Genomic DNA, 24266 nt, shown 5'->3' with positions numbered 1-24266 from the left:
TACTGCATGCGGGCAGAACCGAAAAAGCGGCGGGATCCCCGGCGTCACCTGAGCCGGCAGAAGGCGTCGACGTCGTCCACCCGTCCTGAGACGATCAGTTCGTCACCGGCCTGGATCACGGTCTCCGGCACCGCGTAGATGAAGTCCTGTCCGGGTCTCTTCGCGCCCACGATGGTGACCTTGTTCCGGGTGCGGACCAGCGTCTGGCGCAGCGACTTGTCCCAGATCTCCCGCGGGGCGCGGGTGCGGGCCATGGCGAACCCGTCCTCGAACTCGAAGTAGTCGATCATGTAGCCCGAGACGGCGTGGGCGACGCGCTTGCCGGTGGAGGCCTCCGAGTAAACGACGTGGTGGGCGCCGATGCGTTCCAGGATGGCGCCGTGCTCCCGGGTGGCGGCGCGCGCCCAGATTTCCTTCACGCCCGCCTCGGACAGCGCCAGCACCGTCATGATCGACAGCTCGACCTTGCTGAGGGCGACCACCGCCTTCTGGATCCGCTCGATCCCGATCTGGTCCAGCGCCTCGCGGTCTGATGGGTCCAGTTCGATGACGTTGCTGAACTCGTCGGCGAAGCGCACGGCCTGGAGGTGGTCCTCCGTGACGGCGATCAGCGGCACGTCCATGTCCGCCAAAGCGCGCGCGGTGGCGGAGCCGAACAGGCCGAGACCCACCACCAGCACGGTTTCTTCCGTGACCCGTCGGTCACCCGATCTACCCAACAATTGGCTGCTCCTCCGGTAGGACGTAGCGCCGATGACGTGCGCGCAGGGCGAGCGCCGCTGCTACGGAAACGGTCCCCACCCTTCCCAGATACATCAAAAGCATAAGGATCACCAAGGACTCCGGTTTGAGTCGCGGGGTGATCCCGGTGGTCAGGCCGACGGTGCCGAACGCTGAGATCGTCTCAAACAGGACCTGCTGCAGCGTGAAATTCTCCGTCGCGACGATGACGTAGGTGGCCACTGCCACTGCTGCGGAACCCAGGATCACGACGGCGAGGGCCGCACGCTGCACCGTCGCCGGTATGGCCCTCGGGCCGACAACCACCTGGTTCTCGCCCCGCAACTCGGCCACGACGGTGGCCAGGATGATTCCGATGGTGCCCACCTTGACACCCCCGGCCGTGCCGGCCGAACCGCCCCCGATGAACATCAGCACGTAGTAGAGCCCCAGAGTGGACTCGCTGGCCCCGCCGTAGTCGATCGAGTTGAAGCCGGCGGTGCGGGGAAACACCGCCCCTGCCAGTACCGCAAGCGAACGGTCCTGGACCGACATGTTGCCGATGGTGTTGGGATTGTTCCATTCCGCGAGTCCGAAGACCACCGCCCCCAGCACCAGCAGCGAAACGGTGCCCGCGACGGTGAGCCGGGTCTGGGTGCTCCACCCAGAGTTGCTGGGGGCACGTCGCAACAGCCTGCGGCCCACCTCCAGAAGCACCGGGAACCCCAGTCCGCCGAGCACCACCGCCACACAGATGGGAACGATGATTCCGGGCTCACCGACGAAACTCATCAGGTTGTCGCTGTAGAGGGCGAAGCCGGCGTTGTTGAACGCCGAGACCGCGTGGAAGGCTCCCTGCCAGACCGCCGACGCCCAGCTGTCGGTATGGGGGCGGAATCCCAGCGTCAGGACCACGGCCGTGACCGCCTCCGCCGAAAGCATCACAGCGGCGATCATCCGGGGCACCCGCAGGACCGAGCCGAAACCGGTGCGCAACTCCTGACCCGCGACCATCGCGCCCTGCAGCGAAATCCGGCCCGTGACCACCATGGTCAGCAGGCTCGCCAGTGCGACGATGCCGAAGCCGCCCACCTGGATCAGCGCCATGATGATGAACTGGCCGACGGGGCTCCAGAATGTGGCGGTGTCCACGGTGGTCAGACCGGTGATGCAGACCGCAGAGACCGCCGTGAATGCCGCCTGCAGCAACGGTGCCGACTCACCACTGGTTGTCGCCTGGGGCAGCATGAGCAGCAGCGTGCCGACCGTGATGCCGATCAGGTAGACCACGGGCACTACCCGAGCCGGGTGACCCAGCCAGCGAGTTAGGCGCATGCGCTCGATCGTAGACCTCGGAGGCGCCCACGCGTCGCACCGGCCGTCAGCCGCCGCCGTTCAACCCCGTTCAGCTGGCAAGGGTCCGCGAGCGGGCGTCGTGCTTGCGGGCGGACCGCGGCAGCTGGAGCAGCCGCTCCGTGACCCGGCGGCGGGAGATGTCGTTGGTCATGGAGTCCAGCCCGGTCGCCACCAGGTCGTCGATGGAGACGACCCCCACGAGCTGCCCGTCGCTGAGCACCGGCGCGCGGTGCAGCCCCTTGGCGTGGATGAGGCCGATGAAGGCGGGCAGGTCGTCCTCCGGGCAGGCGCTGAGCAGGTCCTCGGAGCAGGCCTTGCGGACGGTGTCGTCCCCCGAGCCGCCCTGGGCGAAGATGCGCTCCACGAGGTCGCGGGCGGTCACCACTCCGACGACGTGGTCGTCCTCAATTACCACCAGGAACCCCGTGTGGTTGGCCTTCATGAGCTTTGCGGCGGCTCGCACGCTCTGGTTCGCCCGGATGGTCACGGCCCCGGTCATGCAATCAGCGACGGTCACAGGCATGGCGTCCTCCTTGACGTTCCTGTCTCCATTCAGCCCCCCGGAGGGGGTTCCATGATACGCCCGGGGCGGGCTCGTCGGGGACTGCTGTCCAAACGCGGCCCTCGCCATCGTTGATCGAGCAGCGCCGACGAGCGAAGCGAGCCAACCAGCCAGCCACCGTTGATCGAGTAGCGCCGCGCGAGCGAAGCGAGCCGGCCGCGTGTCGAGATCAGGGCCACGACTCTCCATGGCCTCGACACGGGCGCTCGCAGAGCTCGCCGGCCCTACTCGACCAGCGGGCGGAGGGAGCTCGCCGGCCGCCACCGTGATCGAGTAGCGCCGCGCGAGCGAAGCGAGCCGGCCGCCCTGCGTTGAGCAGGGAGCGGCAGCGACCGTGTCGAAACGTGACGAGATCACAACCCGCCCACGAAGATATTTCTGAGAAATCCCAGCTTTCCCTTAGGGTTGCTGGCGATGTTTCATTCCGCGGTGGAACCGCAGCGCGCCTCGAGGGCGGCTAGACGACTCACTTGGATGGACCTCCTGCGAGGGACGGCGGTCCTGTTGGTCATGGTCAACCACGCCATCGGCATGGCCCATATCGACGGCTGGGAGATGCCGCAGTGGCTGCTGGACGCGACGCGCTCCGTCGAGCCTTTCCGACTCCCGCTGCTGCTGCTGGTGTCGGGACTGTTCCTCCCCCGGGCACTGACCAAGCCGCTGCGAACCTACGTCAGCGGAAAGCTGCGGCACCTCGCCTGGCCGCTGTTGCTGTGGGCACCGTTGACCGTCTGGCTCCACGTCCCGGAGCGCGCGTCGGATCCTTCCGCCTACCTCGGGGCCTCGCACCTTTGGTATCTGCTGACGCTGCTGTTCTGCTACGCCGTCGGGCTCGTCGCGTACCTGATGGGGATGGGGACGCGGTTCATCCCAGCCTGGACTGTTCCCGTCGCGTTCCTCGTGATCCTCTTCCACTGGGCACCTGACAAGGGGAACTACTTCTGGTTCGGCGCCTTCTTCTTCGTCGGCGCTTGGCTGGTGCCGCACCTGCGGCGGCTCCAGAGTGCTCACTGGTCCGTCTTCCTCGGGCTTGCGATCGTCGCCGGGATCGGCTCCCACCTGCACGTCCAGGGCGTCACGAGCGGTCAGAACCTGCTGGTCTTCGGCGTCGCCCTGGCCGGCTGCGGGGCTGCGCTGTGGGCCGCGCCCCGGATTCCCAGGACCAAGGTCGTGCGCTGGCTTGAGGGGATCGGCCGCCGCTCGATCGCCTACTACGTCGTGCATCTGCCCGTGATTGCCGCGTTCTACAACCTCATCGAGGACCGGGGAATCCCGACGCTGCCCGCCGTCGCCGCGGCGTTCGCCCTGTCCTTCGCGGTCCCGTCCGCCCTTGTCCGCGCCCCCCGGCACGGCATGCTGTTCTCGTTCCCGGCGCCGTCCCCCGCTGGTCGACTAGGGCCTGCGCACCCTTCCGCTGGTCGAGTAGGGCCTGCGACGAAGTCGCCAGCCCGTGTCGAGACCACTCTCCACCCCCGGGATCTCGACACGGCATCCGCTCGCTCCGCTCACGGCTGCCTACTCGATCAGCGATAACACGCACCCCTCCGCTGGTCGAGTAGCGCCTGCGCACCCTCCGCTGGTCGAGTAGCGCCTGCGCACCCCTCCGCTGGTCGAGTAGGGCCTGCGACGAAGTCGCCAGCCCGTGTCGAGACCACTCCCCACCCCCAGGATCTCGACACGGCATCCGCTCGCTCCGCTCACGGCTGCCTACTCGATCAGCGGTAACACGCACCCCCCGCTGGTCGAGGACGACCCTCCACCCCCGCTGGTCGAGTAGCGCCCGCGAGGAACGAGCAGGCGCGTGTCGAGACCACCCCGGGATCTCGACACGGCATCCGCTCGCTCCGCTCACGGACGCCTACTCGATCACCGATAACGCCGCGCACCCTAAACCAGAACCTGAGAATCCTTTGGATTTCCTCTCAGCGAGTGTTAAGTTTCTCCAACCCGCACACAACCCGAGGACTCGAAAGGGGTGGCAATGCTCAAGCGTTCGCTGCACATCCTGCTCCTGGTCGTCATGGGGGCAGCGCTCAGCATCGCCGCTCCGTCGATGGCCAGCGCCGACATCTACACCCAGCCCGGAGACCACGTCGAGAACGGCCGTTACTGGCGCACAGACTGCGAGATGTACTCCTCCAACGTGGTTCGCTGCGAGACCGACATCTGGGCCACCACCGTCGTGGAGCACGAGGGCAACTACTACAACCACGACGCGTGGGTCTTCAACAACCTGACCTACCTGCCCTCCCCCGCCGCGGTCTGGGAGAAGAACCCGCTGGCCTACAACCACACCTGGACCGGCGACGACGGCCGCCAGTGGAAGACCGAGTGCAACACCGCCGCCACCGGGCAGAACGGCTGCCGCACCTACGCGCAGGCATCCTTCGTCTCCAATGAGGGCGGCGTCTTCCGCAACCAGACGGAGTACGTGTTCAACAACATCGTGCAGTTCTCCACCTCGACCATCCCGGCCCAGTCCACCATCCCGGCCGCAGCCCCGGCCATCTCGGGCATGCCTGAGGATTCGCAGTTCGTGCCGCCGGCCAACACCAACCCGGTCAACACCTGCCGCGCTTCGTACTACGGCCCCGGTTTCCATGGCAACCTCACCGCCAGCGGCGAGCGCTTCAATCAGTACGCGATGACCGCAGCCCACAAGACGTTGCCGTTCGGCACCTTGGTCAAGGTCACCAACGCGGCCAACGGCAAGAGCGTGACCGTGCGCATCAATGACCGTGGCCCCTACTCCGGCGACCGTTGCCTGGACCTCTCGCTTGGCGCCATGCAGGCCGTCGGCGGCACGGGTGCCGGCGTGATCACGGCCAACTGGCAGATTGTCAGCTGAGCCAGCAGAAATCCCCCCGCGCGTGGTGGCAACCGAATCCGGTTGCCACCACGTGTTGTAAGCAGGACAACTCAATGGGGCGGGCGTCCTGCCCGCACGAGCTCAGCGACCATTGGGATCTGATTGGGCTCGGTGTTATCGTCGGGAAGCAATTTCCTCGCGTATTCGGAAGGTCGGGGCATGCTCAAGCGCTCTCTATACATACTCATGGTGGTCGTGGTCGGAGCAGTCCTCGGCATCGCCCCCACGCAGACGGCGAAGGCAGTGGAGCCGACGCTGTACAACCAGCCGGGCGTGCACTACGTGAACGGCCGCTACTGGAAGACCGAGTGCGTCATGTACTCGACCAACGTCGTGCGCTGCTCCACGAGCATCTGGGGCAACAAGATCATCGAGAACGACGGTCAGTACTACGACCGTGAGGGCTGGGTCTTCAACAACATGACCTACCTGCCCTCGCCCGAGTCCAGCTGGGCCGGCAACAACCTTGCCATCCACAACGCCCGCTGGACCGACGACGGTGGCCGCCAGTGGCGCACCGAGTGCAAGACCCCCACCACCGGCCCCGACGCGTGCCGCAACTACGTGGTGGCCAGCATCCTGATCAAGGAGGGCGGCCAGTACAAGAGGGTGCAGCAGGAGGTCCTCAACTCCATCGTCCAGTTCTCGACGTCGAGCGTCCCGCCCCAGACCACCATCCTGGAGCCAGCTACCACGCCCCCGGGTGCCCCTGTCGAGGAGGGTTTCGTCCCGCCTGTTGCGACGTCGGTCTACACCCAGCCCGGTGACCACCTGGTCAACGACCGCTACTGGCACACCGAGTGCGCCATGTACTCCTCCAAGATCGTGCGCTGCACCACCGACATCTGGGCGACGAAGGTGGTCACCTACGCCGGGAAGTACTACACGCACAACGGCTGGGTCTTCAACAACATGACCTACCTGCCCGCGCCGAAGTCCGTGTGGGGCACCAACCCGCTCGCCAACACGGGCATCTGGACCGCCAGCGACGGCCGCCAGTGGAAGACCGAGTGCAACACCGCCGCCACCGGTACCAACGGCTGCCGCTCCTACGCGATGGCCAAGGTGGTCGACTCCGCCGGCGGCAGGTTCGTCGCCAGCAACAAGTTCGTCCTGAACAACATCGTGATGTTCAGCACGTCCAAGATCGCCCACCAGAAGACCATCCCGGCCTCCGCGCCGCCGCTGGCCGGCGTTCCCGTCGAGCAGCCGTTCGTCCCGCCGGCGAGCGTCACCTTCCGCGCCGATTCCCGCTGCCTGACCGGCCGCGCGCTGTGCGTGTCGAAGAACCAGCGCAAGATGGCCTGGATGGTCAACGGGCAGATCCTGAAGGTCGTCGACGTCCGCTTCGGCAAGGAGGGTGCCTCCACGGAGACCCGCAACGGCGCCCACCGCGTCGGCTGGAAGTCCCGTGACCACGTCTCGAGCATCTACGGGACTGCGATGCCGTTCGCGATGTTCTTCGACGGCGGCCAGGCGGTGCACTACTCGGACAACTTCCGCCGCGTCGGCTACGACGGCAACTCCGCCGGCTGCGTCAACGTCCGGGACTACGATGCCATCAAGTGGCTGTTCGACACCCAGGTGAAGGTCGGCGACAAGGTGATCGTCTACTACTGAGCAACCTCACCCCGCTGGTCGAGTAGTCCCCCTCGCTGGTCGAGTAGGGCCCGAGCGAAGCGAGCGCCCGTGCCCCACGCTGGTCGAGTAGGGCCCGAGCGAAGCGAGCGCCCGTGTCGAGACCAAGAACTGCGGCGTCCCACCCAGGGGCGTCGCAGTTTTCGTCTCACCACGCGACACCTCAATCAAGACTTGAAACATTCACCGGGCAGGCAGAGCTAAAGCCTTTTCGTCCGTGACAATGGGTTTCGCTCGGGGTCAGCCTGCCCACGCCAGAAACCCTTCCCCGTCATCGATGGAATTGGCGGCAGCCGGTTCCGGACTAGCCCCTTCTCCGCGATATGGTGGCCCCTATGGCCGGGGAACCTGAGACTAAGACCACCACTCCAATGTGGCGGACTCCGGGGAACCCACTTTCCGCAACCGTTTACAAAATGCCTGCGGTCTGGCGTCGCACCATCCTCATCGCCTGGGACGGTTTCTCCTGGATCCTCGCCATGCTGGCGTTCCTCGCAGTCCGGTACGACCTCCGGCTGACTGACCCCCAATGGGCCTGGGTGCTCGGCTACACCGGGATCTCCGTGGCCGCGCAGGTGGTTGTCGGGCTGCTCACCCAGCTGTATCTGGGACGCAACCGGATCGGGAGTTTCGCCGAGGCCTCCTGGGTCGGCGCCTTGGTGATGATCATCGCCATCCCGCTCGGTCTGCTCTTCAGCGTCATCTCGCCCGACTTCCCCCGCGGCGTCGCCATCATGCTGCCCCCGATGGCCCTCATCTTCATGGCGGCCGCGCGCTGGGTGTTCCGCATCCTCATCGCGGCCAGGCCGCACTCCCCCGGCGACGACGCGGTCCCGGCCCTCGTGTACGGCGCGGGTGATGCCGGCTACCAGGTGGCCCAGCTGGTCGACAAGGCCGAGAACGCGCCCTACCGGATCGTCGGGTTCCTCGACGACAACCCCGACAAGCGCCGCCTGCGCATCGAGGGGTACCGGGTGCGTGGCAACGGCAAGCACTTGGTGACCGTGGCCCGGGAGCAGGGCGCGCAGGCCGTCATCCTCGCCATCTCCAATGCCACCCCAAAGTTGATCAAGTCAGTTGCCGAGCAGTGCGACGCCCACGGCCTCGAGCTGGTGGTGCTGCCGCCGGTGCGGGAGATGATCGGTGGGCAGGTGACGCTTGGCTCCCTTCGGCACATGAACGTTGCCGACCTGCTGGGCCGGCGTCCCGTGGAGACGGACATCAGCGCCATCGCCGACTACATCAGCGGCAAGGTGGTCCTGGTCACGGGCGCCGGCGGCTCGATCGGCGCGGAGCTGGCCAGCCAGGTCTTCAAGCTGGGCCCGGCCAAGCTTGTGCTCCTGGACCGCGACGAGTCGGCCCTGCACGGGGTTCAGCTGGAGCTCTACGGCAACGGTCTGCTGGACACCGACGACATGGTGCTGTGCGACATCCGCGACACCGATGCGCTGATGCGGGTCTTCGAGACCCACCGCCCGGAGGTGGTGTTCCACGCGGCCGCGCTGAAGCACTTGCCCATGCTTGAGCGCTACCCCGCTGAGGGCTGGAAGACCAACGTTCTGGGTACCCGGAACGTGCTGCACTGCGCGCAGGCCACGGGGGTTGAGCGGTTCGTCAACATCTCCACCGACAAGGCCGCCGCCGCGAGCAGCGTGCTGGGCCGGACCAAGCGACTGGCCGAGCGCCTCACAGCCTGGTACGCGAAGGTCCACGGCCTGCCCTACCTCTCGGTCCGGTTCGGCAACGTGCTCGGCTCCCGGGGCTCGGTTCTGATTGCTTTCCGTTCGCAGATCGAGAAGGGTGGACCCGTGACGGTTACCCATCCCGACGTGACCCGGTACTTCATGACCATCCCCGAGGCCTGCGAGCTGGTGCTGCAGGCCGGCGCGATCGGCAGGCCGGGCGACGTGCTGGTGCTCGACATGGGGGAGCCCGTGAAGATTGTCGACGTTGCCAACCGGATGATCGCCGAATCCGGCAAGGACATCGAGATCCACTTCACCGGTCTGCGCCACGGCGAGAAGATGCACGAGGTCCTGTTCAGCACTGTTGAGCAGGGCGCACCGTCGGAGCACCCGCTGATCAGTGAGGTCTATGTGCCGGCGCTGGATCCGGAGTTGGTCCCCGAGTACCCCACTAGCCGGGACGAAGTGCTCGAACTTCTGGACATGGAACCGACGATGTACCCCCAGACGGTGGCCACCCAGTCAACTGAATGGCGAACGACCAGTCCATGATCGAACTACCCCCGTCCCCGGAACCATCCGACAGACCGGATGCACCCCCCGTGACACGCGACAGAGCAGCGTTGGTCCACGCGAGGACGGTATGACCGCGTTTCTGTGGGCGGCTGTGGCTGCAGCGGGAGTCACATCCCTGATCGCACCCATCGCACTTCGCCCCCTGCTGGTGCGGATGGGCACGTTCGACGTTCCGAACCAGCGGTCGTCTCACCTCAGACCGACTCTTCGTGGCGGTGGCCTGGCCCCGCTGTTGGGCCTCGCGATAGGGGCGGGTCTGGCTACTGCGACGGCGTCAGGCACTTGGTCCATCGTGTTTGGCGTAGTTACGCTCGCCGCTGTGGCGAGCGGGCTCCTGGGGCTTGCGGAGGACCTTCGCGGACTGCCGGTGACGGTGCGCGCCGGGATTCAACTCGGCATTGGCACCGCAATGGCAGCAACGCTGAGTGTGGCGACCGGCGCCCCCTGGCTCACGGTGCCGCTCTCGGCATTGTTCTTCGCGGCCAACGTGAACTTCACCAACTTCATGGACGGTGTCAACGGGATCTCCGCACTGAACGGTTTGGCAGCAGGGCTCGGATTCGGCGTTCTAGGCGTTGCCGCGGGCCAGCCCTGGCTGACCACCGTTGGACTCATCACCGCAGTGACGTTCATCGCTTTCCTTCCTTGGAACCTGGCACCTCCCGGAATGTTTTTGGGCGACGTCGGTAGCTACCTCCTCGGAGGAGCTCTGGGAGCCACCGCTCTCGGAGCAATCTTCGCCGGTGTGAACCCAGTGGCTGCCCTGGCTCCGCTTGCCATCTATTGGGCCGACACGCTGTCAACGCTTGTCCGGCGCATTCGCCACGGGGAGCCGGTGGCTCGAGCTCATAGAACCCACACCTACCAGCGACTGACAAACACAGGGCTTTCCCACGTCGGCTCGGCATCGGTTGTGGCGGCCTTCACCTCGGCTACCACGACGATCGGGCTACTCACCGGCACGTCCCTCATCCACTGGTCAGTTGCTGCAGCTCTCATCGTCGGGCTGGCCATGGTGTATCTCGCGCTTCCGAGGTTGCGCGGAGACGTTCTCCCCGCACCAGTGAAAAAGCCCGCTCCGGCGGTGCCGTTACCCGAGGCCTATTCCCCGCGCCCGGGCTGGCATCCGACGCGCTGGGCAGTCTTGGGTGCGAGCGGATTCGTGGGCCGAGCACTGGTCCAGCACCTAACTTCACAGGGTTTACAGATCCTGCCGATCACGGCACCTCGGCTGAATCTGGATCCTGCTGCTCTTGAGGTTTCCGACCTCTTGGAAATGGCGGGACGCCTGCCTGAGACAGCTTCTCTGGCGGATTTGCTGGCTGGCGTAGAAGTCGTCGTCAACGCCGCGGGTCTGGCTACTCCCGACGCCGCGGATGGCCCTGAGTTGCTCGGCGCTAACTCGCTGCTTCCTGCCGTGGTAGCGATCGCCGCCGAACGAGCGGCTGTGGGGCGAATGATCCACCTCAGTTCTGCTGCCGTGCAGGGCGCCCGGCAAGTACTGGACTCATCGGCCGAAGTAGACCCTTTCTCCCCTTATTCGCGTTCCAAGGCCCTCGGTGAGGCAGCACTTCTCACGTTGGCCCACGATCGGCCTGAGGCGTCCCGCGGGACAGACCTTGTAACCGTACGAGCGACGTCAGTCCAGGGAGACGGCAGGGCAACGACCGAGGCACTCCGCCGGGTAGCCCGTTCCCCAATAGCGACCGTCGCACATCCCGGCGACCACCCGTCTGTGGTCAGCAGTTTGACCGGGCTGGTTCACTTTGTGCACCGAGCAGGAGTGGCCACCGGTCCGGTCCCGGCAGTTCTACTCCAGCCGTGGGAGGGACTGAACGTCAAGGAGGTTCTCGAACTCGCTGGAGACCGGAGCCCTACCGTCCTGCCTGCGTGGCTATGTCGATCAGCGTTGTCAGTGGGGAAGTTGTTCGGTCGCTTCGCCCCCTCAATCGCTGGCGTGGTGAGGCGAGTCGAAGTGATGTGGTTCGGACAGCGACAGGGTCCATCGGGGTTGCCCGACCCGGAGCGCCCCAACTCCGAGTTCGTTCGGGCTGCCCTCCGACCGAGTGAGGCGAGGCGATGAAGCTTGGCCTGCTGAGCCAGTGGTATGACCCCGAGACCGGCCCTGCTTCCCTGCCGGGAGTCTATGCTCGAGAGTTCTCCAAGCAAGGGCACGAGGTGAGAGTGCTAACGGGTTTTCCCAATTATCCCGACGGGAAACTGTACCCGGGTTATTCTCTGAAACCCCGCCTTCGCGAGACCCATGGAGACGTAGAAGTCACCAGGGTGGCGCTGTATCCGAACCACAGCCACTCAGCGATTGGCAGAGCCCTCAATTACGCCAGTTTCGGCCTGTCAGCCACGGCCCTCGGATCTGGGTCGCTACGCGGCGTGGACGCGATCTGGGTCTATAACTCCCCCGTCACTGTCGCCGCGCCCATGTTGGCTCACAGCAAGTTCGGCCAGGTACCCGTATTCCTCCATGTTCAGGACCTGTGGCCTGACTCGCTGGTGGAGAGCGGAATGTTCCCCACCGGGTCCCTCGGGCAACGACTGGCCCGTGTCGTCGCCGCCCTGGTCCGACTGACTGAGCGCAAGTCCGCCGTCATCGGCGTGATCTCCGAGGGCGTCAGGGACCTCATCCTTGAACGTAACCCGGACATCGATCCATCCAAGGTGGTCTACGTTCCGAATCCAACGAACGAGGAACTCTTTCGTCCAGTGTCTGAGCTACGGAGCCAGGCAGGAATCGAGAAGCATCAAGGTGGTCCGGTGGAGGTCCTTTACGCGGGCGCCATCGGAGAGGTTCAAGGGCTGGACGTGCTCATCGACGCGGCCTCCAGCTTGATGAATCGCCCGGACATTCGCTTCACTCTCGTCGGCGACGGCATCAGCAGGGCCCGTCTCGAGGCGCGGGCGAAGCAGGAGGGCCTGACCAACGTGACCTTCACGGGGCGGGTCCCCCAGGATGCGGTGCCGGGGTTGATGGCTCGGGCAGACATTCAGTTGGTCAGCCTCGCATCCCGACCGTTTCTGGCGCATACGACGCCCAGCAAGATCCCGTCGCTTCTAGCCTCCGAAGTTCCCATCCTCGCCGCCTTGGAAGGCGACGGCGCCAACATGATCAAGGACTCCGGTGGTGGCATTGTGGTGCCACCGGGGTCAGCCGATGCGTTGGCTGCTGCTATCCGCCACCTCGCTGACGCGGGCCCCGAGGCTCTTGAGGCAATGGGCCGCACGGGGCGAACCTTCTACATGGAGAAGCTGTCCGCACGGGCGGCTGCCTCCAAGATCACCAAGGCGCTGGATAGTGTCATGACGAGACGATGATGGAGGAGTACCGATGACAGAGAATTCGTACGCAGACCGACGCGTTCTGGTGACGGGAGGTACCGGATCCTTTGGGCACACGGTCGCGGCCAAGCTCCTTGAGTTCGGTGCCTCGGAGGTTCGTATCCTCAGCCGTGACGAAGAGAAGCAGGACCGTATGCGGCACCAGTTGGGCGATGCCCGCCTCCGCTTCTACCTTGGCGATGTACGGGATTTCGTCAGCGTCGAACGCGCAACGCGCGACGTTGACTTCGTCTTTCACGCGGCTGCCCTCAAGCAGGTTCCATCCTGTGAGTTCTTCCCGCTGGAGGCAGTGCGTACGAACGTACTTGGGAGTGAAAATGTCGTGCGGGCGTCTGAGCAGGCCGGGGTCCGGTCCCTCGTGTGCCTCAGCACCGACAAGGCTGTCTATCCCGTGAATGCCATGGGAATGTCCAAGGCGCTCATGGAAAAGGTCGCTCACTCGCACGGGCTAAACAACCCGAATGCCGTCACCACGGTCTCGTGCGTCCGCTACGGAAACGTCATGTACTCGCGCGGGTCCGTGATACCTCTCTTCATCAGTCAACTGAAGGCCGGCAAGAATCTCACGGTCACCAACCCTGACATGACCCGATTCATGATGTCCCTGGCGGACTCTGTGAGCTTGGTCGAGTTCGCTTTCCACCACGCAGTTCAGGGTGACCTGTTCATCCGCAAAGCGAAGGCTTGCACAATCGGCGATCTGGCGCAGGCGGTCCTCAACCTCTTCAAGTCCGACGCTAGAGTCGAGGTCATCGGTACGCGACACGCGGAGAAGGTCTCGGAAGCTCTCGCTACGAGAGAAGAACTCTCTCGCTCCAAGGACATGGGTGAGTACTTCAGGATCCCTGCAGACAACCGCGACCTGAACTACAGCTCCTACTTCGAGGAGGGTGACCCGAGCCAAGCGAAGTACGACGACTACGACTCTCACACAGTCCCCCGGATGACCGTCACCGAGGTCGAAGCATTGCTCCTGACCCTGCCAGAGGTCCGGGCGGAGCTTTCTAGGGCTGGAGTATCGCAGTGACGGTAGTGCTCACGGGGGGACAGGGATTTCTCGGCTGGCACACTCGGGCGGCCCTGAGGGAACAGGGAATTGACGCAGGGCGGCTACCCGTGGGGCGCGGATTCGACTTGGCAGAGGCCGCACAGACGGTCTCCAGCGCGCATCGCCTCGTGCACATCGCAGGAGTCAACAGGGCATCTGACGGGGAGGTCCGCGACGGGAACGTCCTGTTCGCGAACCAGATCGCAGAAGCCCTGCGGCGGGCCGGAACGCCTCCGCCGGTGGTGGTGTACGCCAACTCGACCCAAGCCGGCAACGGCACCGTCTACGGCACCGCTAAAGCCCAAGCAGGGGACGTCCTGGCAGCGGCAGCGGCCGATGTCGGTGCGGAGTTCGTCGACGTCAGGTTGCCCAACCTCTTCGGCGAGCACGGCAAGCCGTTCTACAACGCCGTTACCGCGACGTTCTGTCATCTGCTCGCTGAGGGTGGCCATCCCACGGTGGAGAACGACAAGGAACTCACCCTCCTACATGCCCAGAACGCCGCGGACCTTCTGACAGGGGCGGTTGACACCTCCGGGCAGGCGGGATTGGAGCAGCAGGAGACTGTCTCTGGCCTCCTGCGCCGCCTCACCGGCCAAGCTGAGTTGTATGCCCAAGGTCAGATCCCGGACATCTCCAACCCCTTCGACCGGGATCTCTTCAACACCTACAGGTCCTACGTGATCCATTCGAAGACTCCGATCTCACTCACCCGGCACGCCGACGCGCGCGGTTCCTTCTTCGAGGTGATTCGCAGCCATGGGGGCACGGGGCAGTCGTCCTTCTCCACCACGGTCCCGGGTATCAGCCGGGGGGACCACTACCACCGCCGGAAGGTCGAACGGTTCACGGTCCTGGCCGGGGCGGCGCGAATCTCATTGCGCCGGCTCTTCAGCGACGAGGTGCTCCACTTCGACGTGACTGGGGCAGCGCCCGTGGCAGTCGATATGCCAACCATGTGGGCCCACCGGATCACGAACACCGGTTCTGGGGAGCTCTACACCTCCTTCTGGACCGACGACCTTTTCGACCCATCACGTCCCGACACGATTACAGAGGTGGTCTAGCCGCATGGTAGGAAAGCTGAAGGTTGTCACAGTCGTGGGCACCAGGCCCGAAATCATCAGAATCTCCGCCACAGCTAAATTGCTGGACAGGCACTGTGATCACGTGCTGGTTCACACCGGTCAAAATTACGACTACGAGTTGAATGAGGTGTTTTTTGAAAACCTCGGACTCCGGAGGCCGGACCATTTTCTGGAAGCCGACACAAGTTCTTTGGGCGCCGCGCTGGGAACAATCCTGACGAAGATAGAACCAGTCCTTCTCAGGGAGAACCCAGACGCATTCCTTGTCCTGGGTGATACCAACAGCTGCATCTCAGCGCTGATGGCGAAGCGTCTTCGGATCCCTGTTTTCCACATGGAAGCAGGGAACCGATCGTTTGACGAGAACGTCCCCGAGGAGACCAACCGACGACTCGTCGATCATGTATCAGACTACAATCTCGTCTATACAGAGCACGCTAGGCGCAACCTGCTGGCTGAGGGTATCCACCCATCACGAATTCTTCTCACGGGCTCACCCATGCGTGAGGTGTTGAATCAAAATGCAACCGCCATCGAAGCGAGCGATGTGGTGTCACGCCAAGGGTTGCAGCCCAAGCAGTACCTGTTGGTGAGTCTTCACCGCGAGGAGAACGTCGACAACGTCGAGAGGCTTAGGTCTGCAGTCGAGTCCCTCCAAGCGCTTCGCCGTGAATACCAACTCCCGGTCCTAGTCTCGACACACCCGCGAACCCGGAAGCGATTGGACTCGCTTGAGGAATGTGAGAAGGAGGGGATTACGTTCCACCCACCATTCGGCTTTCACGACTACGTCAGGCTTCAGCAAGATGCCAAGCTTGTACTTTCCGACAGTGGGACAATCAGCGAAGAATCCAGCATTCTCGGATTCCCAGCCGTTACGATGCGAGACTTCATCGAGCGACCCGAAAGCCAGGATAGCGGCTCAATCATAGCTGCGGGGTTGAATGCCGACGCAGTGATTGACGCCTCCCGCATAACCCTTGACCTCTTTGAGGCGACCAGAGCAACGGGAATCCTGCCATCAGAGTACGAGATCGAGGACACTTCTGTGAGAGTACTCAAGTTCCTTCGTTCTGCCGCACACTCGCACGCCGCGCGCACGGGCACCCGCAAGTGAGCACTGTCGCGATGAGCACCTCTCCCAGCCAAGAGGCACGCCGCATCGTCGTCGTCGGCGCTGGTGGCTTTGCTCGAGAAACTATCGATGTCATCGAGGACATGAGGGATAGCGGCGGTCGTGCTTACTCGATCGTCGGGGTGACGGATCCTTCTCCTGAGCCCCGCCACCTTGACCGACTGCACGAGCGAGGGATCGCGTTTCTGGGCGAAGATGGTGCGTGGCTGCGCCAGCGCGCCGCCGAGTACTTCACAGTGGCGATCGGATCGCCCGCCGTACGCACGCGCCTGGTGGCCCTCTACCTTGCCGCTGGCCTGCTTCCCGCCACATTGGTCCATCCCACGGCCATCGTAGGACGGCACTCCAGTGTGGGAGAAGGGGTAGTGGTGTGCGCAGGGGCAACGATCTCCACGAACGTGAGACTAGGGGCATTCTCCATCGTCAACCCGAACGCCACTATCGGACACGATGCGACTCTTCAGCGCTTCGTGTCCATTAACCCAGGAGCCATCGTCTCTGGGGATGTCTTGGTCGGTGAGAGAACGCTTGTCGGGGCCGGCTCGGTCATTCTTGAGAACCTTACGGTGGGGGCGGGGTCCGTTGTCGGGGCAAGTGCGTGCGTGACGCGGGACGTTCCCCCGGGCTCCGTCGTCACCGGGGTACCAGCGCGTCCCCGCCACTGAATGAGCGCCTTAGGAAGGAGTCAGGATTCATTATCAGATTCCGGATCTCCTCCAAGCTGGCTCACAAGCTTGTGGTAGCTGTACCACCACAAGGCAGCGTTGAGGACCGAGATCGCCGCCATTGCCCAGGCCGCCCCCTCAACTCCCCATCGGTAACCGCACCACAGAACGACGAATGGTCGCGGAAGACCCACCAGGACCCGAAGCAGGAGGCTCCGCGAACCGGCGAGCGCGACGCGATGGCCGGAGTCCGCGACGCTGCCTACCAACCCGAATAGCGCCTCAACGCTGATCGGGAGGAGCGCCATTGAAGCTACTTCCCATGACTCCCCCAAGGCCTGCTCGCCCCAAGACTCCGGGAGCAGCTGCAAGGCGACGAGCAACGGTAGAAAGACACAAACTTGAGCCAACATGGCAGTGGCCGCGCTCCGAAACTGGAGTGAGGGCTCGTCTCGACGTCGCCCCAAGAAGGGGAGCATAAGAGAGCGCGCGCTGCCAGAAAGCAGGTTCAGCGGCCCGAGGAGCGTGCCAGCGCCGCGTATAGCGGCGAGGATACGACCGTTGTCAAGAGCACCCAGCAATCCTGTGGTCATCAATGACCCGCCCGAACCCGCGAGGTAGTCCAGAGCGAAGATGGATGAGGTCTTGGTCTCCATCAAGTGGCGATTCCATTGTGGACGCAGTGGAGTTCGCTTCAACAGCACCAAGACATATCCGCAGATCGCTCCGCTGACGGCCCATACTCCGAAAAGAAGCAGTGGGTCAACGGGAATGAAGAGCGACGCCACACTCACGCCGACGGGGGCCAGGGCCCAAACTGCGCTGGCGACAAACCCGCGACGCTGATTTCCGGCGGCCGAATCGAAAGTCCGGACGAAGTCCAAGGATTGGAGACCGTGAAAGGCTGCTCCCAAAATTACGAGATACCCGTTCCCCGCGAGCGTCCCAAACAGGAGCATCACCATTGACCCAGCCACCGCTAGAACGGCGGCACGCTGAAAACAGAGCCTATACAGGACCGTGTCAGACGGCATCGACAGAGCAGAATTCGTAAGCGAGGCGCGCGTGAGCCCAGTAGTGAACAGATACGCCACCATCGCGAAAGAGAATGCCGCAAAGCCGGTCACAGATGACGCACGGGCTATCGCGATCGACAGAAAAAGGCTGGTCAAGCTAACGATCCCGTTCCCGCCCACAGCGAAGGCCACCCGCGTGCTCCTGAAGAGCCTCACAAAAAGCGTCTTCGGCAAGGTCGCCTAACTACGCTTCTCGAGTGCTTGCAAAAACGTGGTACAAACCACTTGAAGTTGGTCTGGACTCAAGTCAGGAAATGTCGGAAGGCTGATACCCTCCCGCGAGATCCGCTCTGCGACAGGCGTTACCGACTGCTGCCGGACCGGGACGAACGGCATATTCTGCACGAGCGGAAAGACGGGTCGCGACTCGACCCCAGACTCGGCCAGGGCACGGATCAGCGCGTCACGGTCGTCCACCGTGCAGTCCACGAGCCGCACCGAATACATCCAAGGACTCGGGGCGGCCCCGGCAGCAACCTCCTGCTGCCGGAGCCTTGGATCAGCATCCAGGGCGCGATGATACCCCTCCACGACCCGCCTTCTCTTGGCAATCAGACTCGGCGCTCGTTGGAGCTGTGCCGTGAGGATCGCAGCGGTAAGGTTGGTCATTCGGTAGTTGAAGCCAACCACTTCATGGAAATAGCGGATGTCGGGGTGATTTCCCTGATTACGCAGTTGACGGACCCTGGCATCCACCTCGGGCGATGCGGTCGTCACAGCACCCCCTTCGCCGCTGGTGAGGACTTTATTGCCGAAGAACGAAAACGTTGTGATGTCAGCCAGAGCCCCCGCCTTGACGCCGCTCAGGGATGCGCCAACGGACTCGGCAGCGTCCGCAATCAGTACGAGGCCATGCTTGCTCGCGATCGCTCTAAGGGCAGGGTAATCCGCTGGTTGCCCATACAAGTCGACCGCGAGAACAGCCTTCGTCCTCGGCGTGATTGCAGCCTCCACCGCATCGGGGTCTATGCACCAGGTTGAGTCCAGCACGTCCACGATCACCGCTTCAGCACCGACGTAGTTCACGGCGTTCAGCGTGGCGATATACGTGAGACTGGGTAGGATCACTTCGTCTCCAGCGGTCACCCCTGCTGCAAGAAGAGCGAGATGCAGTGCGGTCGTGCCATTCGTACAAACGGAGGCGAAGGGCGCCCCGGTGAGTTCGCAGAGCGCCGTCTCGGCATCCCCCACGTACCGCCCCAAGGACGAGATCCACCCACTGTCGAAAGCGTCCAGCAAGTACTCCCTTTCGAGTTGCCCAAGGTCCGGCTCGGAGACGGGGATCATTCGATTGCTCCCTTCATGAGTTCCGTCGGTTTGTCAGCAGTCCCAGCAACCCAGTTGAATATCCGGTTGTACTCGTGCGCCATATCGGCCCACGAGCGTACGCGCAGATCCTCCGCCACAGGACGCAGGCGACTGACTGTCTCGTCGTAACTCGCAAGCGTTGCACGGACGGCCCCAGCTAAATCTTCGGGTGAATCAGGGTCGAACGTCGCACCGTCGAGCCGCAGCTCAGCCAACTGAGAAGCAAGGGGAGGGATATCACTTGTCACGAACGGCAGGCCGCGAAGAATCGATTCGAAGACCGGACCACTCGCCGCTTCCCAACGGGTAGGCATCACCATGAGGTCGGCCCGCGCGTACTCTGCTTCCAACCGCTCAGATTCAACGAAACCGAGCCATTCGATACGATCGCTGACACCAAGGCGCTGAGCCAGATCCCTCAGGAAGTAGCCGTGAGTGCCGTCCTCCGAGCCAGTGAAGACCACCCGCCCCCCGGCTAGCTCCGGGAGGGCACGGATCAGCACCTCGTGGTTCTTGTGAGGGGTGATGAAGCCCGGAAGGAGGATTCGGAATGCATCTCCTCGCGGAGCCACATGTGTTTGCCAAGGCCCGGGATTGAGCACCGGAAGGGGGACCAGGAAAGTCTTACGCTGAGCAAAGGGGAACCGTTCAATCAACGAATAGTAGGGGTGGGGCCAACTACATATAACAGCAGCTGCTTCCCGCACGTTGTGTTCGATGATCCGTTGATCCATCACGGAAGCGAGCCCAGGCTCGAAGACGCGGAGGTCATGCACCGTGACGACTCCCCGCGTTGTCGTGATGGGAGCACGGTGGAAGGGTTGCCACACCACACCCTGGCCGATCAACCGTGAGGATGAGCGGGCACGAATCTGCCGCACCCTACCGATCAGTTCTTGAGCCAGCCAAGATGACCGAGGCACAAGCCGGCGGAGCGAACGCTGCCAATCGCTCGTCGCCGCTAGGTGAATCTCGGTCGAGACTAAAACGTCAGCCAGGTCGGGAAACCCCTCCACCCAGGACTGGTGGGAGCCAGAGTCGACGAGACAGCGAAAGGGGACGCCGCAGGATCTCAGACCCTGCGCCACCCCTGATGCCACGACACCAACACCTCCCGAGTCGGGGGCGACGGAAGTGAAATCGAGCGTGAGCGAGTCCCGGTTGCCGCCGTCCGAACTGTTGGGCTTCATGCTCAGATGTCAACACGGACGCGGCGCCCGGCCTTCTCGTCACGGACCTGCTGAAGGTCCTCATCCACCATGCGGTCGACCAACGCTTTGAAGGTTGTCTTCGGCTCCCAGCCGAGTTGCCTCTTGGCCTTCGCTGGGTCGCCAATCAGGGCATCGACCTCGGAGGGCCGCTGGTAACGCGGGTCGGTAGTCACGTACTTTTCCCATGGGAGGTTAACGCGATCGAAGGCTGCCTCCACGAACTCTCGCACGGAATGCGCCTCGCCCGTTGCCACGACATAGTCATCGGGCGTGTCCTGCTGGAGCATGAGCCACATGGCTTCGACGTACTCAGGTGCGTAACCCCAGTCTCTGACTGCATCGAGATTGCCGAGAACAAGTCGTTCCTGAACACCCTCGACGATGCGGGCTACCGCCCTAGTGATCTTTCGGGTTACGAATGTCTCTCCGCGACGAGAACTCTCGTGGTTGAAGAGGATGCCATTTGAGGCGTGCAGTCCGTAGGCCTCCCGGTAATTGATAGTGGCCCAATAGCTAAACACCTTGGCGCAGCCGTAAGGACTCCGGGGGTGAAAGGGCGTCTCCTCGTTCTGCGGGGGCGGAGTGGAACCAAACATCTCTGACGACGAAGCTTGATAGAAGCGCGTCTCGACTCCACTGGCACGTATCGCCTCCAGCAGACGGATGGTAGCCACGCCGGTCACGTCTACTGTGTACTCGGGGACATCAAAGGAGACTGCCACGTGGCTTTGAGCACCGAGGTTGTAGATCTCATCTGGTTGGATGTCACGGATCAGGTTCGTGAGAGAACTCGAGTCGGCCAGATCGGCATAATGCAGCATGAGCCTGTCAGGTCTGTGACCAGCCGCCGCAGCAACCTCTTCCAGTCGCTCGGTGTTGAAGGACGACGAGCGTCGCTTCGTACCGTGTACCTCATAGCCCTTATCGAGCAGAAGTTCGACGAGGTAGCTCCCGTCCTGACCGGTCGTGCCTGTTATCAGTGCCTTCTTCAAAACCCAAACCCTCCCGTGTGTCCAACCGATGCGGGATCAGTCGAAACCCTTGACAAACGACCGACAGCCGATGCCGAGCCAGTCTACAGTGAGATTCGTCAGGTGGACTCCATGCCAAGCCCCAAATTGCCGACAGGGCCGCTTAAGGCTGGTGGCGGCGGGCATCGCTGCCACGCCGTATACTGACGGACGGCCAGGTTCACCTCCATGTCGAGGCGTGTGTTCGTCACGCTTGGGAACGCCTGCGCAGAGTGCTACCGGCCCGTCCATGACGCGGAGCGAGAGGAGTAACCCCGTTGCGTTCCTATCCATCCCGTCCAGCGCCCACCCAGGCTCAACCCACATCCGATCGCCGTGACCGGGACGGGTGGGACCGTTTCACAAAGCCAAGCAGATTTACCTCCCTGTTCAGGCGCTACCCCACGACTTCTACACTCCTTGCCCCATACCTGCTCATAATTCTCCCATTGGCAGTCGCCTTCCAGAATCGGCATGCGTGGTTCTTAATGGCGGTCGCGCTCATAGCGATCGCAGGGACCTTGCTGCCTGAGATCTTGCGACCGCAATCTGGTCGGCTGCTTCCAAGCCACAACATAGGCGAGTACGGCACGGGCCTGCCCGGCCTCGCGTGCATCGCCATATCGGTGAGCAGCGCTGTCGGTGTCCTGGCTGCTGTTGGCGGCAAGGGATCTGTCTCGGCTCAGGTTGGCGTCTCCGATGCTGCGGGAGGACTCGTCGCAAGTATAGACAGCCTCACGGCGGGGTGGACGCCGGTCGGAATAGGGTTGCTCTTCGCCGCGTACGTCGGTCGTGAGTGCTCGCGGCGGTTTGTTGTTACCGTCCTCTGCATTCCAATTGCGGCGGAAGTCATCAATGTATCGCTGACGCAGATCACGGCTCCCGCAGTAGAATTTTTCACTTTTCTCGCAACATTCGCTCTTCTATTCGGAGTCGTCAGGGCGCGAATCGTAGTAGTTGCCGTACTGGCTGTGCTGATTGCTTGGCCGACTGTCTTTGAGATCCGAAATCAACTACGCGAGGCCGCAGGTGTGACGGTCAGTGATTCCGTCGACGCATTCGACCGCCTAAGGTTCGATCTCCAGTACTCAAGGGCACTCGAATTGCATACTCCTTTGGACCTGGAAGTACCTGGCTTCCTTCAGCACCCGACACCGTGGGATCTGCTGAGATATGGGCTTGTGCCCCGCTTTGTGGACCCGGATCGAGACGAAGTGTCCACGGGAAGGGTGTTAAATGTTGCCCTAGGCGGCAGCCGGGAGTCGTCATATAGCTTCGGGCCTGTCACAAACGCCTATGTGCTCGAAGGGCCGGTGTACCTTTTTTTCTACTACGTCGCAGTATCGCTCCTCGTCGCGGTTATATGGAGGCGAGGTGCTCGCATCACACCCATTAGGATGGTTCTACTCGCTCTCATGTTCCATGGTCCACTAGGCTGGTTTTCCACGTTTCCTGACAACCTTATCGGTACGCTGCAAGACTTGGCGTCGAGTCTGCCCCTGATTGTGACGCTTTCTTTCCTGCGAATGACAAGGCAACGCTTCGGCCATCCTGCGCCTGTCCCCAGACGATGAGCCTGCCGGGGCAGCCGTGCAGAGCGGATGTCCTCACGACTGCCTACAACGGAACTCCTCTTCCGCGATTTCCCAGAGGTGCGGATTCTTCGTGCGTGAAGACCACAACTCATAACACTCACCCGCCTCATAACGTCTCTTAAGACGTTCCTCGGGTGTGAGCTCAGCATACGATTCTATAGCCTGACTCCACGCATCGCTTGTCCGGTCCGGGACGAGAACCCCCCCGCCCAAACGAAGCGCGTCAGTCCATGGCGTGTATGGGGTCGTCATAACGGGGCAGGAAGCGGACAGCGCTTCCGCTATGACGTGACCGAAGTTCTCACCGGCCGTAGGGAGCACAAGGAGCTCGAAATCCGCCAACGTCGCCCGAACAGCCTCTGGTTGAACTTCACCCCGAAACCTGACAGTGACCCCGTATGGCAGTTCACGCGAAAGACGCTGACATTCTTCTAAGTATGTAGCATCCTCCGAAGCGCCGAAGATATCCAAGGATATCGGTCGACTAGAGTGCCGGAGCGCGGATAGTACGATGGAGAGTCCTTTGTGCTCCACTATCCTGCTCAAGAACACGGCTCTCAACGCAGGCTTATCGTTGACCGAAGGCGTAACAGCGCTCGGCGGCAGCAACGTGTCGTTAACACGGAGGATGACATCGGCATCTTTACCCCAAACGTGACGGATATCCTCGGCCTCATGCTCCGCAGTGGCATGCCACAAGACCGAGCGATGTAGACCGAGTGAACGGAAGACCAGCATGTATGCAACTTTCTTCCACCTGCTGCGACTGAGCGCTCCTTGGCCGAATTCTCCCCTTGGAGACAACAGCAAGTGAGCTTTGCCCCAGAACCCCCACCTCCACAGAAGAACCGGAAGCACACTGAAGAGTGGATTAAAGAAACTGTTTACGTGAATGAGATCCGGCTGGCGTTCGCGCACGCGCGACAAAGCGTGAAGAATGCTCTTGGGGGACGATAGGGAAGCGTAGAGCACCGGCACATCGTCTCTCAGCTGCCAAGAGTCAGGCTCTACTGGGAGCGGCTCCCGCTGACCTAAGTCGCGGTTCCGCGTGAGGACAATTGGAGCAAGCCGGATCGGAGCCGATTTCACCAACGCCTCGATGGAACGAATAGGCCCTCCTCCTCGAAAGGCGGGCGGATACCCCGGAGCGAGAACTGCTATAACCACTGCTGCCCCTATCCCTCGATCCCTAGAAGGGATACCCTCGCGAGTGACCTGGCCGCACCAGACCCTTGACTCGGGCCCAGACCCTACCAGCCCTCGGCCCCCTTTGGCGGTCGGGTCGGCACGACTACCGGCGAAGCTCCCAGGCAGACGGCCAAGCGAAGAGCCGCCTTGCATGCATCGCTGCTGGCTGCGGAACCGAGCTG

At 63.0% G+C, this 24266-nt stretch carries 20 protein-coding genes; 12 read left to right on the top strand and 8 right to left on the bottom strand.

Annotated elements, in window-relative coordinates:
- Positions 1-44 precede the first annotated feature (44 nt).
- From LKO27_RS13115 to LKO27_RS13105, 3 genes are all read right to left on the bottom strand, one after another.
- Positions 45-722: a TrkA family potassium uptake protein gene (locus LKO27_RS13115; RefSeq protein WP_227737962.1), complete on the bottom strand. Its 678-nt coding sequence runs from the start codon at positions 720-722 to the stop codon at positions 45-47.
- Positions 712-2055, bottom strand: coding sequence for a TrkH family potassium uptake protein (locus tag LKO27_RS13110; protein ID WP_227737961.1), 1344 nt, complete (start codon positions 2053-2055; stop codon positions 712-714). The genes LKO27_RS13115 and LKO27_RS13110 overlap by 11 nt, the downstream gene beginning before the upstream one ends.
- Before the next feature lie 70 nt (positions 2056-2125).
- Positions 2126-2599: a CBS domain-containing protein gene (locus tag LKO27_RS13105; RefSeq protein ID WP_227737960.1), complete on the bottom strand. Its 474-nt coding sequence runs from the start codon at positions 2597-2599 to the stop codon at positions 2126-2128.
- 513 nt (positions 2600-3112) lie between these two features.
- Between LKO27_RS13105 and LKO27_RS13100 the strand changes: the two genes are divergently transcribed.
- The 10 genes from LKO27_RS13100 to LKO27_RS13055 all read left to right on the top strand — a co-directional run bounded on the left by LKO27_RS13100 (position 3113) and on the right by LKO27_RS13055 (position 16696).
- Complete coding sequence (locus LKO27_RS13100; RefSeq protein ID WP_255622603.1) at positions 3113-4171, top strand: acyltransferase; 1059 nt, start codon at positions 3113-3115, stop codon at positions 4169-4171.
- A 448-nt stretch (positions 4172-4619) separates the two neighbouring features.
- Positions 4620-5486 carry a septal ring lytic transglycosylase RlpA family protein gene (locus LKO27_RS15635; RefSeq protein ID WP_370630028.1) on the top strand — a complete coding sequence of 289 codons (867 nt, stop codon included), beginning with the start codon at positions 4620-4622 and terminating at the stop codon, positions 5484-5486.
- A gap of 180 nt (positions 5487-5666) precedes the next feature.
- A complete protein-coding gene (locus LKO27_RS13090) occupies positions 5667-7127 on the top strand; it encodes a L,D-transpeptidase (RefSeq protein WP_227737958.1) in 1461 nt (486 codons plus the stop codon).
- Positions 7128-7561: 434 nt separating this feature from the next.
- Complete coding sequence (locus LKO27_RS13085) at positions 7562-9382, top strand: nucleoside-diphosphate sugar epimerase/dehydratase (RefSeq protein WP_227737957.1); 1821 nt, start codon at positions 7562-7564, stop codon at positions 9380-9382.
- Positions 9383-9560: 178 nt separating this feature from the next.
- Complete coding sequence (locus LKO27_RS13080; RefSeq protein ID WP_227737956.1) at positions 9561-11489, top strand: NAD-dependent epimerase/dehydratase family protein; 1929 nt, start codon at positions 9561-9563, stop codon at positions 11487-11489.
- The gene (locus LKO27_RS13075; protein ID WP_227737955.1) at positions 11486-12736 is read left to right on the top strand and encodes a glycosyltransferase family 4 protein; all 1251 of its coding nucleotides are present in this window, start codon (positions 11486-11488) and stop codon (positions 12734-12736) included. The genes LKO27_RS13080 and LKO27_RS13075 overlap by 4 nt, the downstream gene beginning before the upstream one ends.
- 13 nt (positions 12737-12749) lie before the next feature.
- On the top strand, positions 12750-13787 hold the full coding sequence (locus tag LKO27_RS13070; protein ID WP_227737954.1) for a polysaccharide biosynthesis protein: 1038 nt from the start codon (positions 12750-12752) through the stop codon (positions 13785-13787).
- A complete protein-coding gene (locus tag LKO27_RS13065; protein ID WP_370630027.1) occupies positions 13784-14875 on the top strand; it encodes an NAD-dependent epimerase/dehydratase family protein in 1092 nt (363 codons plus the stop codon). The genes LKO27_RS13070 and LKO27_RS13065 overlap by 4 nt, the downstream gene beginning before the upstream one ends.
- A 4-nt stretch (positions 14876-14879) precedes the next feature.
- On the top strand, positions 14880-16013 hold the full coding sequence (gene wecB, locus LKO27_RS13060) for a non-hydrolyzing UDP-N-acetylglucosamine 2-epimerase (protein ID WP_227737952.1): 1134 nt from the start codon (positions 14880-14882) through the stop codon (positions 16011-16013).
- Entirely contained in the window at positions 16010-16696 is a 687-nt protein-coding gene (locus LKO27_RS13055; RefSeq protein ID WP_227737951.1) for an acetyltransferase, read from the top strand. Before wecB ends, LKO27_RS13055 begins: the two co-directional genes overlap by 4 nt.
- A gap of 20 nt (positions 16697-16716) precedes the next feature.
- Here LKO27_RS13055 and LKO27_RS13050 read toward each other — a convergent pair whose 3' ends face one another.
- Complete coding sequence (locus tag LKO27_RS13050) at positions 16717-17352, bottom strand: hypothetical protein (protein WP_227737950.1); 636 nt, start codon at positions 17350-17352, stop codon at positions 16717-16719.
- Between the two features lie 364 nt (positions 17353-17716).
- Here LKO27_RS13050 and LKO27_RS13045 point away from each other — a divergent pair, with 364 nt between their 5' ends.
- A complete protein-coding gene (locus LKO27_RS13045) occupies positions 17717-17956 on the top strand; it encodes a hypothetical protein (protein WP_227737949.1) in 240 nt (79 codons plus the stop codon).
- Here LKO27_RS13045 and LKO27_RS13040 read toward each other — a convergent pair.
- The 3 genes from LKO27_RS13040 to gmd are packed head-to-tail and all read right to left on the bottom strand — an operon-like array spanning position 17953 to position 21283.
- A complete protein-coding gene (locus tag LKO27_RS13040) occupies positions 17953-19059 on the bottom strand; it encodes a DegT/DnrJ/EryC1/StrS aminotransferase family protein (protein WP_227737948.1) in 1107 nt (368 codons plus the stop codon). The genes LKO27_RS13045 and LKO27_RS13040 overlap by 4 nt on opposite strands.
- Positions 19056-20270: a glycosyltransferase family 4 protein gene (locus LKO27_RS13035; RefSeq protein WP_227737947.1), complete on the bottom strand. Its 1215-nt coding sequence runs from the start codon at positions 20268-20270 to the stop codon at positions 19056-19058. Before LKO27_RS13035 ends, LKO27_RS13040 begins: the two co-directional genes overlap by 4 nt.
- 2 nt (positions 20271-20272) lie before the next feature.
- Positions 20273-21283, bottom strand: coding sequence for a GDP-mannose 4,6-dehydratase (gmd, locus tag LKO27_RS13030; protein WP_227737946.1), 1011 nt, complete (start codon positions 21281-21283; stop codon positions 20273-20275).
- A 467-nt stretch (positions 21284-21750) separates the two neighbouring features.
- On the opposite strand from gmd, the gene LKO27_RS13025 reads away from it, so the two are divergent.
- Positions 21751-22875 (top strand): hypothetical protein, encoded by a 1125-nt coding sequence (locus LKO27_RS13025; protein ID WP_227737945.1) that lies wholly within the window; start codon positions 21751-21753, stop codon positions 22873-22875.
- Between the two features lie 33 nt (positions 22876-22908).
- On the opposite strand, the gene LKO27_RS15630 is transcribed toward LKO27_RS13025, so the two are convergent.
- Positions 22909-23634: a glycosyltransferase family 4 protein gene (locus LKO27_RS15630; protein ID WP_227738050.1), complete on the bottom strand. Its 726-nt coding sequence runs from the start codon at positions 23632-23634 to the stop codon at positions 22909-22911.
- Between the last annotated feature and the right edge of the window lie 632 nt (positions 23635-24266).

This window comes from Tessaracoccus sp. OS52, assembly GCF_020687685.1.
Taxonomy (GTDB): domain Bacteria; phylum Actinomycetota; class Actinomycetes; order Propionibacteriales; family Propionibacteriaceae; genus Arachnia.
This window is presented reverse-complemented; position numbering and strand designations above follow the sequence as displayed.